Source organism: Pectinatus sottacetonis (assembly GCF_015732155.1).
Classification (GTDB): domain Bacteria; phylum Bacillota; class Negativicutes; order Selenomonadales; family Selenomonadaceae; genus Pectinatus; species Pectinatus sottacetonis.
Genome location: NZ_WIQK01000001.1, coordinates 1,371,865 through 1,386,632, shown reverse-complemented (window position 1 = coordinate 1,386,632; position 14,768 = coordinate 1,371,865). Strand labels below are relative to the sequence as shown.

The window sequence follows — 14,768 nt, the reverse complement described above, 5'->3', positions numbered from 1 at the left end:
AATAATGAATCTTTAAACTGTATTCATTTATTATTCAATGTAGGATTATGATTGCGACAAATCAATAAGCCATACGTATACCGGCAGCAGTCAGCTGAACTTTTACTTCTGCCATTACTTCTGCTCTTGGAGGTTCGACATAATCCAGTGAATATGGCATTTTCAATGCTTTCCACTTAGGTATACCCATTTTATGGTACGGCAATAAATCCACAGATAAATCTATCGCCGGCAAAGAACGAATAATATGTATAAATGCCGCTATTTCAATTTCAGAATCGGTAATTCCCGGCATTACAACATACCTAAGCGTTACAGGTTTTCTTTTGGCAACAATACACAGATTTTCAATAATCGCTGTATTTGTCTTTACCGTCGTTAATTTTCTATGCAGCGCTGGTAAAGCTGCTTTTAAGGAAAACAACACATGGTCCGTATAAGGCAGCACCTTCATAAATGCTTCTTTAGCACATAATCCTGATGTATCAAGAGTCGTGGAAATATTATTTTTTTTACACAGATGAAAAACCTCTGCCACAAACTCTGGCTGCATCATCGGCTCTCCACCACTCATCGTAAAACCACCGCCTGATGCTTCATAAAAGGATCGGTATTCATTGACTTCATTAATTACTTCCTGGCTGCCAATCATCTTACTACCACGTTTCCATGTGTCAGGATTATGGCAAAAAGCACATTGCAGATTACATCCTGCTAAAAAAAGAACGTATCGAATCCCCGCGCCGTCAACTGTTCCAAATGTCTCCTTTGAGTGATAATATCCCTTCACTGTTTTTCTCCTTTATACCTGCCCCAAATGACTACAAATTATTAATCCTGCCTTTAAATAGCTTCATAAAATGTCCGGGCAATAACTTCTTCCTGATGTTCCCGATCAAGTTTAATAAAGTTAACTGCATAACCGGATACTCTTATTGTAAGCTGCGGATATTTTTCCGGGTGTTTCATAGCATCCTGAAGTACAGCGCGGTCAAGTACATTTACATTTATATGGTGTGCATCACATTTACTATATCCATCGAGTAATGCTGTAAGATTTTTTATACGTATTTCACTGGTCTTTCCCAAAGCACCGGGAACTATGGAAAATGTATAGGAAATACCATCACGGCAATCATCATAAGATATATTTGCTATCGATTTCATGGCTGCCAAAGCACCATTTTTATCACGTCCATGCATCGGATTAGCCCCTGGAGCCAATGGTTCTCCAAGTTTTCTGCCATCAGGCGTTGTACCAGTTTTCTTCCCATACATTACATTTGAAGTTATTGTCAATACTGAAAGAGTATGCTTTGCTCCGCGATATGCCGGATATTTTCTAAGATCAGTAATAAATTCATGGGTAATTTCTTTGGCAAAAACATCTACTCGTGGATCGTTATTGCCATATTTAGGGAAATCTCCTTCTATGGTGAAATCAACTGCCACACCAGCATCATTGCGGATAGGTTTTACTTTTGCATACTTTATCGCACTAAGTGAATCGACAGCAACAGATAATCCCGCTACACCAAAAGCCATAAGACGTTCGATTTTACTATCATGCAGAGCCATTTGTTCGGCTTCATAAGCATGCCTGTCATGCGAGTAATGAATGATATTCATTGTATTTACATAAAGACCTGCCAGCCATTCCAATACCTGGGAATATTTTTTTCTGACATCTTCATAATCAAGATATTCACCCTGTGGTAATGACATTTCCGGTGCAAGCTGTTTATTGGTTTTTTCATCCTTTCCTCCATTTATAGCTAATAATAAGGATTTAGCTAAATTTGCTCTTGCCCCAAAAAATTGCATCATTTTTCCCAGCTTCATTGCCGATACACAACAGGTAATGCCATAATCATCACCGTAAACCGGACGCATGACTTCATCATTTTCATATTGAACCGCACTTGTCTTTATTGAAACATCTGCTGCAAAACGCTTAAATTCTTCCGGCAGACGTGGTGACCAAAGTACCGTCATATTAGGTTCCGGAGCTGGCCCCAGATTAATAAGTGTATGCAGCATACGCATAGATGTCTTTGTGACCAGAGTACGCCCATCTTCTCCCATTCCGCCTATGGCTTCTGTAACCCATATAGGGTCACCTGCAAAAAGTTCATTATATTGCGGCGTACGCAGCATACGTACTAAACGAAGCTTTATAACAAACTGGTCTATAATTTCCTGCGCCTGGGATTCTGTCAATATTCCCCGCTTAAAATCACGTTCTATATAAATATCAATAAATGTTGATACCCGTCCAAGCGACATTGCCGCTCCATTCTGCTCTTTGACTGCTGCCAAATAGCCAAAATATATCCATTGTACTGCTTCCACTGCATTTTGAGCAGGACAACTTATATCAAAACCATAAGTTCTGGCCATTGCTTTCAATTCTTTCAATGCTGCTATCTGCTGCGCAATTTCATCTCTTGACCGAACTGTTTCTTCTAACATTTCACCCGCAAAAGAAATTATCCTATCATCTTCTTTTTGCTTGATCAAAGCATCTATCCCATAAAGGGCAATGCGCCTGTAATCCCCTATTATACGCCCACGACCATAAGCATCAGGCAGCCCTGTTAAAAGTCCTAATGAACGGGCTTTACGCATTTCAGGTGTATATAAGGAAAACACTACATCATTGTGTGTTTTTACATATTTAGAATAAATTTCTCTTATTTTGGGACTGAGTTCATAGCCATATTCTTCGCAGGCTTGTACCGCCATACGCAGTCCACCGTTAACTATAACACCGCGTTTTAACGGTTCATCCAACTGTAATCCAACAATAACCTCATTTTCTTTATCTATATAACCGGGAGCATGTGATGTAATTGATGATACTTTCTCTGTATCAACATCAAGCACTCCGTTTTTTGCCCGTTCTTGTTCTAAAAGTACTTTGCATTTATTCCATACTGTTTCAGTTCTTTTTGTTGTCCCTGCAAGAAATTCTGTACCATTTTCATATGGTGTATAATTTTTTTGAATAAAATTTCTTACATTAATTTCGCTCTGCCATCTGCCTTTTTTAAAATCAATCCAATAATCACTCATGATGTGTCCTCCCTAAAACAAATGTTTTTTCATCTTCGTCAAAAAATTTAGATCAATTATAGAAATACATTTTCAGGACAAACAAAAAGCCGCCTGAGCAAATGTACCTCTGCCCAGGCGGCCGACTTTAAGTGATACAGTCCCCTGTGGTAACCCACAATTCCGCCAGTTCCGTATCTACTGTTAGTTAAACTTTTCTACATCGATATTATAAATAAATATTTTTATAATGTCAACTGTTAATATTTATTCCCATAGTTAATTTACTCTTAACGGTTAATTGATTTTACCCTGTCACGGTAAGTATGCCTGACACCCCTTATTGCAACAGAATATGCCATAATATTTTCTTCCAAATCTTGTTACAGTTTATTTCTGCAAAAATTCTGCTGTTTTCTTAAAAGCATTTCGGCAGGCTGCTATTGTTCTTTCAATATCTTCCTCCGTATGCGCACCACTCACAAACAAAGTTTCAAATTGTGATGGAGCAAGATAAATATTCTGTTCAAGCATCGCTTTGAAATAAACCTTAAATGCTTCCTGATCTGATGCTGCCGAAGTATCATAATCATAAACTTCATTTTCATTAAAAAATATACCAAACATAGACCCCGCCTGATGTATCTGGATCTTTATACCTGCATTATGTGCAGCTTCCTGCATGCCCAGCAGTAATTTCTTTGTTTTCAATGTCAGCATACGACTGTAGTCAGGCTGACCAGCCTCTGGTTCCGCCGTAAGTATAGATAATGTAGCAATACCTGCTGTCATTGCCAGAGGATTGCCACTTAAGGTGCCTGCCTGATAAACCGGTCCAATCGGGGCAATCATGTCCATAATTTCTTTTTTTCCACCGTAAGCTGCTACTGGTAGTCCGCCACCAATTATCTTTCCCAGACATGTCATATCTGGTTTTATGCCATAAGCCGCCTGTGCTCCCCCCAGTGAAGCACGAAAACCACACATTACTTCGTCAAAGATCAAAACTGTTCCATGTTTTTCTGTAAGTTCCCGCAGTGTCCGCAAATATCCCTGTTTAGGTAAAACCAATCCCATATTTCCTGCCACAGGTTCAACAATAATGGCCGCAATTTCATCTCCCTGTTCTTCCATAACCTTCGTTATCGCCGCCGTATCATTGTAAGGGACTGTAACAGTATCTTTTGTTGTTCCCTTAGTGACACCAGGGCTGTCAGGCACACCAAAGGTAGCTGCACCCGAACCTGCTTTAACCAAAAGGCTGTCTGCATGTCCATGATAACAGCCGATAAATTTAACAAATTTTTCCCGACCTGTATAGCCGCGCGCCGCGCGAATAGCACTCATTGTGGCTTCTGTACCGGAATTAACCATACGAATCTTCTCTATTGACGGATAAACAGACATAACCATCTTGGCCAGTTCCGATTCCAGCAGCGTTGGAGCTCCATAACTAGTTCCTTTCTGCACTGCCTTTTCCAAAGCTTCAACAACTTTAGGATGGGCATGGCCTACTACCATAGGCCCCCATGAACCGACATAATCAATATATTCGTTGCCGTCTATATCATAGATTTTACTGCCTTTGGCATGATCAATAAACGGCGGATCACAATCGACACTTTTATATGAACGCACCGGACTATTCACTCCGCCCGGCATCAATTTTTTCGCTTCAATAAAGGCCGCGTGTGACTTTTCCAAATGAAGCATAACTTTCCCAGCTTTCCTTAAAATCCTTCTTACTTAAAAACATTCATATCATTCTTTTTCCCGCAGCCATTTAGCAGCATCAATAGCATGATATGTTATTATACTGTCGGCCCCAGCCCTTTTCATGCTTGTCAAAGTTTCAAGGACAATACGTTTTTCATCAATCCAGCCATTTTTAGCCGCCGCCTTGACCATAGCATATTCACCACTTACATTGTATGTAATAAGCGGCAGATTTATATGTTCCCGTACTCGTCTTACTATATCCAGATATGCCAGTGCCGGCTTTACGATGATCATATCGGCCCCTTCCTGCAGATCAAGATCGACTTCTTTTATCGCTTCCCGTGCATTTGCCGGGTCCATCTGGTATGAACGTCTATCACCAAAAGATGGTGCAGAATCTGCTGCATCTCTGAATGGTCCATAGTATCCCGAGGCATATTTTACCGCATATGACATAATAGATGTGTTTATAAAACCTTCATCATCGAGTGCCTGGCGAATAGCCGCCACTCTTCCATCCATCATATCCGACGGAGCAACTATATCAGCACCAGCCTTTGCCTGGCTCACCGCAACTTTCTGCAGTAATTCTAAAGTGGCATCATTATCTACATAATGCCCGCACAGTTTACCACAATGACCATGTGTTGTATACTGGCAAAGACACACATCACCCACAATAGTCATTTCAGGAACAGCCTGCTTTATGGCATCGATAGCACGCTGCACCGGACTTTTCATATCCCATGCGGAAGAACCGATTTCATCCTTATATTCCGGCAGGCCAAACACTTCTACAGCCAGTATTCCCAAGTGCCATATCTCTTTGGCTAATTTCACCGCATTATCAACTGATATGCGGTAACAATCAGGCATACTTGGTATTTCCTGCATAACATTTTTACCGGCAACAACAAAAATAGGATATATAAAATCCTTTACAGAAATTTCTGTTTCTCTGATCATAGAACGAATTGCCGGTGTGATACGCATACGACGGGGACGTAATTTTTGGGGAAAATTTTTTTCATTCATAAACTTAAGAGGATATAGCTCCTCTTCGTCACCTCTTTTAGAAAAATATTGAACCTGATTCATATTATATCACAAATTATTCTGTATCCCAATCCAACAGTATTATCTATTATCGGTAAAACGTGCCAAAAATTCTTTTGTCCGGTCATTCTTAGGATTGCCAAAAATCTCCTGCGGCGTATCATCCTCAACTATTACCCCGTCAGCCATATATATAACACGCGTAGAAACATCACGGGCAAAAGCCATTTCATGCGTAACAATTATCATGGTAAGTCCTTCATCAGCCAAACTTCTCATTACACTTAAAACTTCTCCTACCATTTGCGGGTCCAAAGCTGAAGTTGGCTCATCAAAAAGCAATATCTGTGGTTCAATTGCCAATGCCCGGGCAATCGCCACACGCTGCTGCTGCCCGCCCGAAAGCTGGTCCGGCCGTGCATTTATATACTGCGCCATGCCCACCTTCTGCAGATATTCCATTGCTTTCTCCCTAGCTTCTTTTTTATTGCGTTTCAGTACAGTCACAGGACTAGCCATGCAATTTTGCAAGACTGTCATATTATTAAATAAATTAAATGATTGAAACACCATTCCTACTTTTGTACGATATAATGCGATATCTGTATGCGAATCCAAAATATTTTTTCCTTCAAAGGAAATTTCTCCTGAAGTCGGTATTTCCAATAAATTTATGCAGCGCAGCATTGTTGATTTACCTGAACCAGACGCACCAATTACACTTATTACATTTCCCTGTTCCACTTTAAAATCTATATCCTTTAATATTTCACGTTCACCAAAATATTTTACTAAATGCCTTACTTCCAAGATAGATTCTTTTTTAGCTGTGCTCACTTATTTTCCTCCTTTGCTCGGGGTATTGGGAAATATCCCTGTAGGATCAGCCATTGGATCATTTACCAACTGATAATCACTTGATCCCGCCATGCGTCTTTCAAAATACCGTAAAATTCGCGATGCTGCAAATGTCATAATAAAATAAATTACACAGGTGAGAAAAAAGACTTCAAAATAACGATAATATACTCCTGCTGCTGATTTTGAAACAAAATAAAGTTCCGTTACCGATATGACATTGAGTACGGATGTATCTTTTATATTTATGATCAGGTTATTGCCAATCTGCGGCATAATATTTTTAAGTGCCTGCGGCAAAATTACAGTATACATAGTCTGAAAATGGTTCATTCCTATTGCTTTAGCAGCCTCTGTCTGTCCCTTATCAATAGAAATTATCCCACCGCGCACTGTTTCTGCCATATAGGCTCCTGTATTAACAGACACGACCAAAAAGCCTGCTGTCATTGCCGACATATCTATTTGAAATATTGCCATAGACCCATAGTATACAACCATTGCCTGAACCATCATTGGCGTACCGCGAAAAACTTCTACATAAGCCGCAAATATAAACTGTACTATTTTATTAAGTGTCTTTACTCCGGTATTAGTCCTCTCATCTATAGGAATAGTCTGGACTATTCCTACTAAGAGACCTATAACACATCCTATAAAAGTACCTACAATAGCTAATAGCAGCGTAATTCCCGCTCCTTGTAAAAAAGCTCCGCCATATTGGTGAAGAATAAATAGCGTCCAGCCAAAAAAACTTGTTGGCATATCTGTCGTCATTTACGCACTCTCCTTTTGTTTATCCGTTTCTAAAAATTATATTATTAATTATACTATGTTTGTATTTAATAGACCACAAAAATATAAGGGGAACAGTTTTTACCGCCCCCCTCACATCTTTGTGCCGTATGTTATTTTATAACAGGACTTACTTTGATAACGGCTGATCCTTTATAGCTTCTTTCATCATATCTTCACGATCTTTTTCCGTTATTTTTGCCAGCTGTTCATTTATTTTATTTACCAGGTCTGTATTACCTTTTTTGATTGCTATGCCAAGTGCCACATCTTCCTGCGATGCTTTAAAAGCGCCATCCCCCTTAAAATTAAGCATTTTCAAGTCAGGATTAGCATATATTGCTCCCATCGCTGTAGGTTTATCAACAATAAGAACATTTACCTTACCTGATGTCAAAGCAACAATCATTCCAGGTACATTATCAATTGCCGGTTGTTTATCTGCTTCTGGTATCTGATCAATCATTTTATACCATACAGTATTAAGCTGTGATGTAACAACAGCACCTTTTAAATCGGCAACACTTTTAGCATTAGCATATTTTCCATCTTTTTTTACGAGAGCCACAATTGATGCCGTATAATATGGTTTCGTAAAATCAACTGTTTCTTCACGTTTCTTAGTAATACTCATGCCTGCTATAACAGCATCTATCTTGCCAGTGCTGACTGCTGGAATAAGACCGTCCCATTCAATTTTATGTATTTCTAACTTATAACCCATTCCCTTGGCAATCTTCTTAGCCATAAGAATATCATAGCCCATTGCATACTGATCTGAACCAGCAATTTTCACTGCCCCATTAGAATTATCACTTTGCGCCCAATTATACGGAGCATAAGCACATTCCAGACCGACACGCAGAACCTTCTGGTTTGAACTGCTGGAACTGTTAGACCCGCAGCCTGCAATAGTTAAAGCTGCTCCCACAGCAAGAATTCCTGCTGTGGCCAGAGCCATAATTTTTTTTGTCAATTTCATAAACCGCATCCACCCTTTTAAACAATTTACTATACTTTTACAATATTATAATATTTTTTAATTATAACAACGCCTCATTATCTTGTCAAACGGCCTGTCTAATCCGTAAATTCTTCTATTGCCTTTACTAATCCATCAATAGTGTATGTTTGTGCAATAATATCTGGCTTTATTCGATTTGCTTTACATGTTTCAGCCGTAATTGGACCAATACATGCTTTTATTACGTTATCGAGTAAACTTACCTTATTATTGATAAGTTTTATGAAATTAGTTACCGTAGATGAACTGGTAAATGTTATCATATTTATTTCATGATTTTGCAGTTTTTCTACAATACCACTATAGTCAAAATCAGCGGTCACTGTTTTATAACATTGTACTACATCCACTACCACTCCTGCTTTACGCAGTTCTTCCGGCAATATTTCCCGCGCCTGTTTTGCCCGCGGTATCAATATTTTTATGTTTTTGGCAATATAAGGCATTATTTTCTCTATTATAGCTTCTGCTCTAAATTCTTGTGGAACAATATCTGCTTTTATACCGTATTTCAAAAGACTTTTTGCTGTAGAACTGCCTATTGCTGCCACTTTTATATCTGATAATTTGCGTACATCCATATCTTTACTGTACAGGCGGGCAAAGAATCTGTCCACTCCATTAGTGCTTGTAAAAACCAGCCAGTTATATGTACTTATATTGCTTATTGCCTTATCCATACTAGCAAAGCTGTCATCCGGATCCTGTATCTGTATAGAAGGAGCTTCTATACATTCAGCTCCTAATTCTGTTAATTTTGCTGTCAGCTTTGAAGCCTGCTGCCTGGCTCTTGTAACAATGATCTTTCTGCCAAATAATCTTTTATTATCGAACCAGCGCAGATCATTCCGTAATTTAACAACATCGCCGACAATAAATACAGCCGGTGGTTTTAACCCGTATTTATAGACATCTTCTGCCGCATTTGCCACAGTAGTAACCAATACTTCCTGCTGTTGTTTTGTTCCCCATCTTACAAGTGCTGCCGGTGTATCTGCTGCCCTGCCATTAGCAATAAGCTGTTTTGTTATATGTGGCAAATTTCCCACGCCCATCAGGAAAACCAATGTATCTATACCTACTGCTAAATTCTTCCAATTAAGACCTGATTCTTTTCTACTAGGGTCCTCGTGTCCTGTTATCACAGCAAATGATGCCGCTACTTTTCGATGCGTAACCGGTATCCCGGCATAAGCTGCAGCTGAAATGGCAGAAGTAACTCCCGGAATAACTTCAAAAATCTGTCCAGCTTTTTTAAGTGCCAGTGCTTCTTCTCCGCCACGGCCAAATACAAACGGGTCACCGCCTTTTAATCGTGCTACGATTTTTCCCATTTTGGCCTTATTAACAAGCACCTGATTTATATCTTCTTGTTTCATAGTATGATTATTGGCTTTTTTACCTACATAAATAAGTTCAGCATTTTTTTTTGCATATGCCAGCAATTTTTTATCCGCCAGATAATCATAAACAATTACATCAGCTTTTTTTATACATTTACAGCCCTTTAATGTCAAAAGCCCCGGATCTCCCGGGCCTGCTCCAATAAGATAAACTATTCCTGCCATTTTTCCCTCCACAATGCTTTTAAATTTATATATAATTTTGCTATTCTTATCCTCTAAGCAAACCTATTTCCTGCATTATAGCCAGCCCGCCTTTATCTAAAAGCTTTTCAGCTATATCTCGTCCCAGTAAATCAGCTTCACCAACAGGGCCTGTTACCCGATCCCGCAGCAGCCTTTTACCATCCAGTGATGCTATAACTGCTTCAATTGTTATTTTATCAGCAGTAACAGTCGCATATACGCCTACCGGCACCTGACAGCCGCCTTCAACCCTGTTCAGGAAAGCTCTTTCTGCCATTGTTTCCTGTGCTGTTTTCGTATCATGTAAAAATCTTATCAAAGATAATATTTCTTCATCATTTTCTCTTGTTTCTATCGCTAACGCTCCCTGGCCTACTGCCGGCAGACAAACTTTCCTAGGCAATATTTCTGTTATTTTGCTGCTAAATCCCAGCCGGTTAAGACCTGCTGCCGCTAAAATAATTCCAGCAAACTGTCCTTGTTCAAGCCTGCTGAGCCTTGTATTTACATTGCCGCGCAAATCACAGATCATAAGATCCGGGCGCACATGCAGGAGCTGAGCCTTGCGTCTAAGACTTGAAGTACCTATTTTAGCACCTTTCGGCAGCTCAGAAAACTTTTTATATTTTAAACTTACAAAAGCATCTCCAACATCTGCTCTTTTACTGATTACTGCTAATTTCAATCCTGCAGGAAGGACTGTCGGCATATCCTTTAAGCTGTGTACCGCCATATCTATTTTCTTTTCCAGCATTGCCGTTTCTATTTCCTTAGTGAAAAGTCCCTTTCCACCTATTTTAGCAAGAGGAACCTCAAGTACCCGATCGCCTTTAGTTGTAATATGCAAAAGTTCCACTGTTTTATCAGGATACTTTTCTTTTATACAGTCAGCAATGTAATTTGCCTGCCATAAGGCTAATTTACTGCTGCGCGTACCTATAACTATTTTGTTCCTCACTATTTTTCTCCTTAAACATATCGAGTTTAAATAATTTCTTCATAGCTTCTATGTAAAATTTTTCCTGTGGTGTTCCTGCTGAACTGTTTAATTTGCTCATCGGTTCCCGCAAGAGTTTTCTCACAATCATTTTAGACATATTTTCTACAGCTTTTTCCTGGGCGGGAGTAATATCTTCAAGTTTATTCATCGCCCTTTTTACTTCACGGCGCCGTATACGGTCAGCCTTATCAGTCAACAGGACCATTACCGGCCTGAATGATAAATAGCGGAATCTTTCAATAAGCCCTTCTACTTCTTCATTTATTATTTTGCGGGCGACCTGGGCTTCCTGCCCACGGCGCTTTATATTGTCTTCAACAACTGCTTTAAGATCATCTATATTATATAAAATAACGCCCTTTATGTTTTCAACATCAGGATCTACATCACGTGGAACGGCTATATCAATAAATACCAGCGGTCTTCCTTTTCTGCGTGCCATAAACTGCTGTGTTTCCCACGGTTTTACTACATAATGCGGCGCGCCTGTCGAGGTCACTACTATGTCTACATCATCAGCCATAGTAAATGCTTTATCAAATGGCACCGCTGAACCAGCAAATTTCTCTGCCAGTGTCTGTGCTTTTTGAATATGGCGGTTAGCAATATAAATCTTTTTTATTCCCTTCCCCAAAAGATTTTTTGCCGTAAGTTCAGCCGTTTCTCCGGCACCATAAATAAGTGCTGAAGAATTTTTCAGATTATTACTGAATACTGTTTTAGCAAGCTCTACAGCTGCATAGCTTACTGATACGGCACTATATGCTATATGAGTTTCTGTACGCACTCTTTTGCCTGTAGTTATCGCTCTATGAAATAAAGTATTTAAAACCGTACTCGTAGCCGCATTTTCCCGCGCCACGGCATATGCTTTTTTCACCTGGCTCAAAATCTGCCCTTCTCCTATTACCAGAGAATCAAGACTGGAGGCTACCTCAAATAAATGCTTTATACATGCTCTGGCAGGATAATAATACAAGTAACAATCTATCTCATCTTCATTACCAGTCAAATCAAATAAAAATCTTTTCAATATGCTTCTGCCATTATCTCCATCATCCAGGACTGCATATATCTCAGTGCGGTTGCACGTAGATAAAATAACGGCTTCCATTATAGCACCATAGTCATCAATATGATGAAGTCCGTCAATAACACTGTCTTGACTTATAGAAAATTTTTCACGAATTGGTACTGGTGCGGTCTTATGATTAAGCCCTAAAACTGCTAATTGCATTACAAATCTTATCCTCCGCTTCTTTAATCTTACCCATTCTTACTAACTTTAATATATCCTCGTCAAGTACCTGCCGCCAAAAGTCTTCCCGCTGCTGAAATGTTGGTATGGCTTTTTTTGCTTTCTGCCTTAATTCTGCCATTTTATCAATAAAGGGAGCATATCCATTATCGAGAAATTTTTCTAATTCACGTCGGATTTCTCTGGCCATAGCGGGACTCTTTCCATTTGTTGATGATGTTACGAGTAAGTTACCTCGCCTTATAACCGCTGGCATAGCAAAATCACATAATGCCAAGTGATCAACAACATTTATAAGAATTTTCTCTTTTTTCGCTTCATTTGCCACTTTATGGTTTATAGTTTCATCATCAGTAGCACTGACAGCCAATATATAATTTTTTATATCGCCGTCCCTATATTCCCTATTTATCCATGTAAATTCACCATCAGCATTCATTCGGGCAAGTTTATCATGCAATCTAGGTGAAATAACAGTAACTTTTGCTTTAGCTTCAATAAGTCCTTTTATCTTGCGATAGGCTACCTCACCACCGCCTATAACAACACACGGTTTATCGTCAAGAATCAGATTTATCGGATACAAAAAGACACCTCTTTTATTTACGAATCATGTTCATTTTTTTATTATATAACAACAGCTGATAAATTACCATAATAAAATGCATTATTCAAGCTATATTACACCTTAAAAAGCACTATAACTTCTCGTTATAGTGCTTATCTCTCATCATGGTCGGAACGGCGGGATTTGAACCCACGACCCCTACCACCCCAAGGTAGTGCTCTACCAAACTGAGCCACGTCCCGAATGGATATATTATAATTTTCTTTTTATAATATGTCAAGTTTTTCCTTATCAGCAAAACATATTTTTAAACATATCTATAAACCTTTGGCAAAACATTTTCTTCTTTAATTATAAAGTTGCTTATTGACTTATTTTTGTGCTATATAAAACTTCATTATAAATATACAATAAATCACTTGTTTATGGCTGAACAGCAGCAAAATATTGTCCTGTCTGTTTGTCTTTTTTACATTTTTCTATAATTGACTTTTAATAAAACGTTCTCTATAATTTTACCTATACTCGTAGAGAGTGGACAAAAATAGATTAATAAAGGTGATTCTCATGTCTGAAAATTTTAAAGCATTAACTATCGCTGGTTCTGATACTTCGGGCAGTGCCGGTATGGAAGCAGATTTAAAAACATTTGAAGAAATGAAAGTTTATGGCATGACTGCTCTAACTGTCATTGTTGCACAAAATCCTCAAACTTGGTCACATGACATATTTCCCATTGAACTGTCTACCATAGAAAAACAAATTGACACCATTGGCGGCAGTATTACTCCCGATGCCATGAAAACCGGTATGCTCGGTTCTGCTGCACTGGTAGAATTAGTTGTAAACTCCATTGAAAAATACAAATTTAAAAATATTGTAATTGATCCAGTCATGGTATGCAAAGGTATTGATACGATAATGGTTCCTGAAGCCGCTGCGGCAATAAAAACAAAACTGGTAAAATATGCTGATGTAATTACGCCAAACACTTTAGAGGCAGCTTATCTTGCTGATATTCCCTCTATAAAAACCATTGATGATATAAAAACGGCCTGCGTGAAAATCCATGAGCTTGGTGCTAAAAACATAATCATAAAATCAGGCAGCCGTTTTGCTTCTGATGATATGTCCGATGTATTATTCGATGGTCATGACTTTCTTATAGAGCAAAAACCCAAGCTGAGTAATATTTATAACAGTGGTGCCGGATGCAGTTTCTCAGCAGCTATAACAGCCTGTCTGGCTAAGGGAGCAACTATCCATGATGCTTTTAAGACCACTCAGGCTTTTATGCAAGAGGCTGTTGTCAATTCATTCAAACTCAACAAATTCACTGGTGCGGTCTGTCATTGGGCTCTGCGTAAATAAAATATAAAGGAGTACCTCATATGAAACAAGAAATCCATACTGATAAAGCCCCTTCCGCTTTAGGTCCATACTCGCAAGCTGTTTCCGTTTTTGCTAAATTCATCTTTACTTCGGGACAAATTGCCATAATCCCGGAAACAGGAAAAATTCCCCAGGATATTGCCTGCCAGACAAAACAGGTATTGATAAATTTAAAAACCATATTGGAAAAGGGCGGTTCTTCCCTGGATAATGTAATAAAAACTACTGTGTTTATAAAAAACATGACTGATTTTCCTATTGTAAACGAAATCTATGGACAGTTTTTCACGGGGATCTGCCCAGCCCGCTCTTGCGTAGAAGTTTCACGCCTGCCCAAAGATGTACTCATCGAAATAGAATGCATAGCCATAAAATAGTCAACATACAATAATAGTACAGGCAAAAACGATATCAACCGCAATTTTTTATATAACAAATTTTTCACACAACAATGA

14 protein-coding genes, 1 tRNA gene and 1 riboswitch are annotated in these 14,768 nt (G+C 38.9%); of the genes, 2 read left to right on the top strand and 13 right to left on the bottom strand.

The annotated features are described in order from the left end of the window. Positions 1-61: 61 nt before the first annotated feature. From pflA to I6760_RS06355, 13 genes are all read right to left on the bottom strand, one after another. A complete protein-coding gene (pflA, locus tag I6760_RS06410) occupies positions 62-790 on the bottom strand; it encodes a pyruvate formate-lyase-activating protein (protein ID WP_196593668.1) in 729 nt (242 codons plus the stop codon). A gap of 53 nt (positions 791-843) precedes the next feature. Further along, positions 844-3,075 carry a formate C-acetyltransferase gene (gene pflB / locus I6760_RS06405; protein WP_196593667.1) on the bottom strand — a complete coding sequence of 744 codons (2,232 nt, stop codon included), beginning with the start codon at positions 3,073-3,075 and terminating at the stop codon, positions 844-846. Positions 3,076-3,179: 104 nt separating this feature from the next. After that, positions 3,180-3,258, bottom strand: a riboswitch (ZMP/ZTP riboswitch). Between the two features lie 86 nt (positions 3,259-3,344). Next, positions 3,345-3,416, bottom strand: a complete 72-nt coding sequence (locus I6760_RS13130) for a hypothetical protein (protein WP_456320149.1) — start codon at positions 3,414-3,416, stop codon at positions 3,345-3,347. Between the two features lie 28 nt (positions 3,417-3,444). Next, a complete protein-coding gene (gene hemL, locus I6760_RS06400) occupies positions 3,445-4,767 on the bottom strand; it encodes a glutamate-1-semialdehyde 2,1-aminomutase (protein WP_196593666.1) in 1,323 nt (440 codons plus the stop codon). Positions 4,768-4,815: 48 nt separating this feature from the next. Next, a complete protein-coding gene (gene hemB / locus I6760_RS06395; RefSeq protein WP_196593665.1) occupies positions 4,816-5,808 on the bottom strand; it encodes a porphobilinogen synthase in 993 nt (330 codons plus the stop codon). Between the two features lie 102 nt (positions 5,809-5,910). Then, positions 5,911-6,642, bottom strand: coding sequence for an amino acid ABC transporter ATP-binding protein (locus I6760_RS06390; RefSeq protein WP_196594788.1), 732 nt, complete (start codon positions 6,640-6,642; stop codon positions 5,911-5,913). 24 nt (positions 6,643-6,666) lie between these two features. Next, the gene (locus I6760_RS06385; RefSeq protein WP_196593664.1) at positions 6,667-7,464 is read right to left on the bottom strand and encodes an amino acid ABC transporter permease; all 798 of its coding nucleotides are present in this window, start codon (positions 7,462-7,464) and stop codon (positions 6,667-6,669) included. A 148-nt stretch (positions 7,465-7,612) separates the two neighbouring features. Continuing rightward, the gene (locus I6760_RS06380) at positions 7,613-8,464 is read right to left on the bottom strand and encodes a transporter substrate-binding domain-containing protein (protein ID WP_196593663.1); all 852 of its coding nucleotides are present in this window, start codon (positions 8,462-8,464) and stop codon (positions 7,613-7,615) included. Positions 8,465-8,562: 98 nt separating this feature from the next. Continuing rightward, positions 8,563-10,074 carry a uroporphyrinogen-III C-methyltransferase gene (gene cobA / locus I6760_RS06375; RefSeq protein ID WP_196593662.1) on the bottom strand — a complete coding sequence of 504 codons (1,512 nt, stop codon included), beginning with the start codon at positions 10,072-10,074 and terminating at the stop codon, positions 8,563-8,565. Between the two features lie 46 nt (positions 10,075-10,120). Next, entirely contained in the window at positions 10,121-11,053 is a 933-nt protein-coding gene (gene hemC / locus I6760_RS06370) for a hydroxymethylbilane synthase (RefSeq protein WP_407947298.1), read from the bottom strand. Further along, the gene (gene hemA, locus I6760_RS06365) at positions 11,016-12,332 is read right to left on the bottom strand and encodes a glutamyl-tRNA reductase (protein ID WP_196593661.1); all 1,317 of its coding nucleotides are present in this window, start codon (positions 12,330-12,332) and stop codon (positions 11,016-11,018) included. Before hemA ends, hemC begins: the two co-directional genes overlap by 38 nt. Continuing rightward, complete coding sequence (locus I6760_RS06360) at positions 12,307-12,939, bottom strand: precorrin-2 dehydrogenase/sirohydrochlorin ferrochelatase family protein (RefSeq protein ID WP_196593660.1); 633 nt, start codon at positions 12,937-12,939, stop codon at positions 12,307-12,309. The genes hemA and I6760_RS06360 overlap by 26 nt, the downstream gene beginning before the upstream one ends. A 147-nt stretch (positions 12,940-13,086) precedes the next feature. Next, positions 13,087-13,163: transfer RNA gene (locus I6760_RS06355), tRNA-Pro, on the bottom strand. A 325-nt stretch (positions 13,164-13,488) separates the two neighbouring features. On the opposite strand from I6760_RS06355, the gene thiD reads away from it, so the two are divergent. Both thiD and I6760_RS06345 read left to right on the top strand, forming a co-directional pair. Next, the gene (gene thiD, locus I6760_RS06350; protein ID WP_196593659.1) at positions 13,489-14,292 is read left to right on the top strand and encodes a bifunctional hydroxymethylpyrimidine kinase/phosphomethylpyrimidine kinase; all 804 of its coding nucleotides are present in this window, start codon (positions 13,489-13,491) and stop codon (positions 14,290-14,292) included. Between the two features lie 20 nt (positions 14,293-14,312). Then, on the top strand, positions 14,313-14,690 hold the full coding sequence (locus tag I6760_RS06345) for a RidA family protein (protein WP_196593658.1): 378 nt from the start codon (positions 14,313-14,315) through the stop codon (positions 14,688-14,690). The last annotated feature ends 78 nt before the right edge of the window (positions 14,691-14,768 follow it).

Coding starts and splice junctions, on each gene's coding strand:
- pflB (WP_196593667.1), bottom strand. CDS start 3,075: ATGAGTGATTATTGGATTGATTTTAAAAAAGGCAGATGGCAGAGCGAA.
- hemL (WP_196593666.1), bottom strand. CDS start 4,767: ATGCTTCATTTGGAAAAGTCACACGCGGCCTTTATTGAAGCGAAAAAA.
- hemB (WP_196593665.1), bottom strand. CDS start 5,808: ATGAATGAAAAAAATTTTCCCCAAAAATTACGTCCCCGTCGTATGCGT.
- I6760_RS06385 (WP_196593664.1), bottom strand. CDS start 7,464: ATGACGACAGATATGCCAACAAGTTTTTTTGGCTGGACGCTATTTATT.
- I6760_RS06380 (WP_196593663.1), bottom strand. CDS start 8,464: ATGAAATTGACAAAAAAAATTATGGCTCTGGCCACAGCAGGAATTCTT.
- cobA (WP_196593662.1), bottom strand. CDS start 10,074: ATGGCAGGAATAGTTTATCTTATTGGAGCAGGCCCGGGAGATCCGGGG.
- hemA (WP_196593661.1), bottom strand. CDS start 12,332: ATGCAATTAGCAGTTTTAGGGCTTAATCATAAGACCGCACCAGTACCA.
- thiD (WP_196593659.1), top strand. CDS start 13,489: ATGTCTGAAAATTTTAAAGCATTAACTATCGCTGGTTCTGATACTTCG.
- I6760_RS06345 (WP_196593658.1), top strand. CDS start 14,313: ATGAAACAAGAAATCCATACTGATAAAGCCCCTTCCGCTTTAGGTCCA.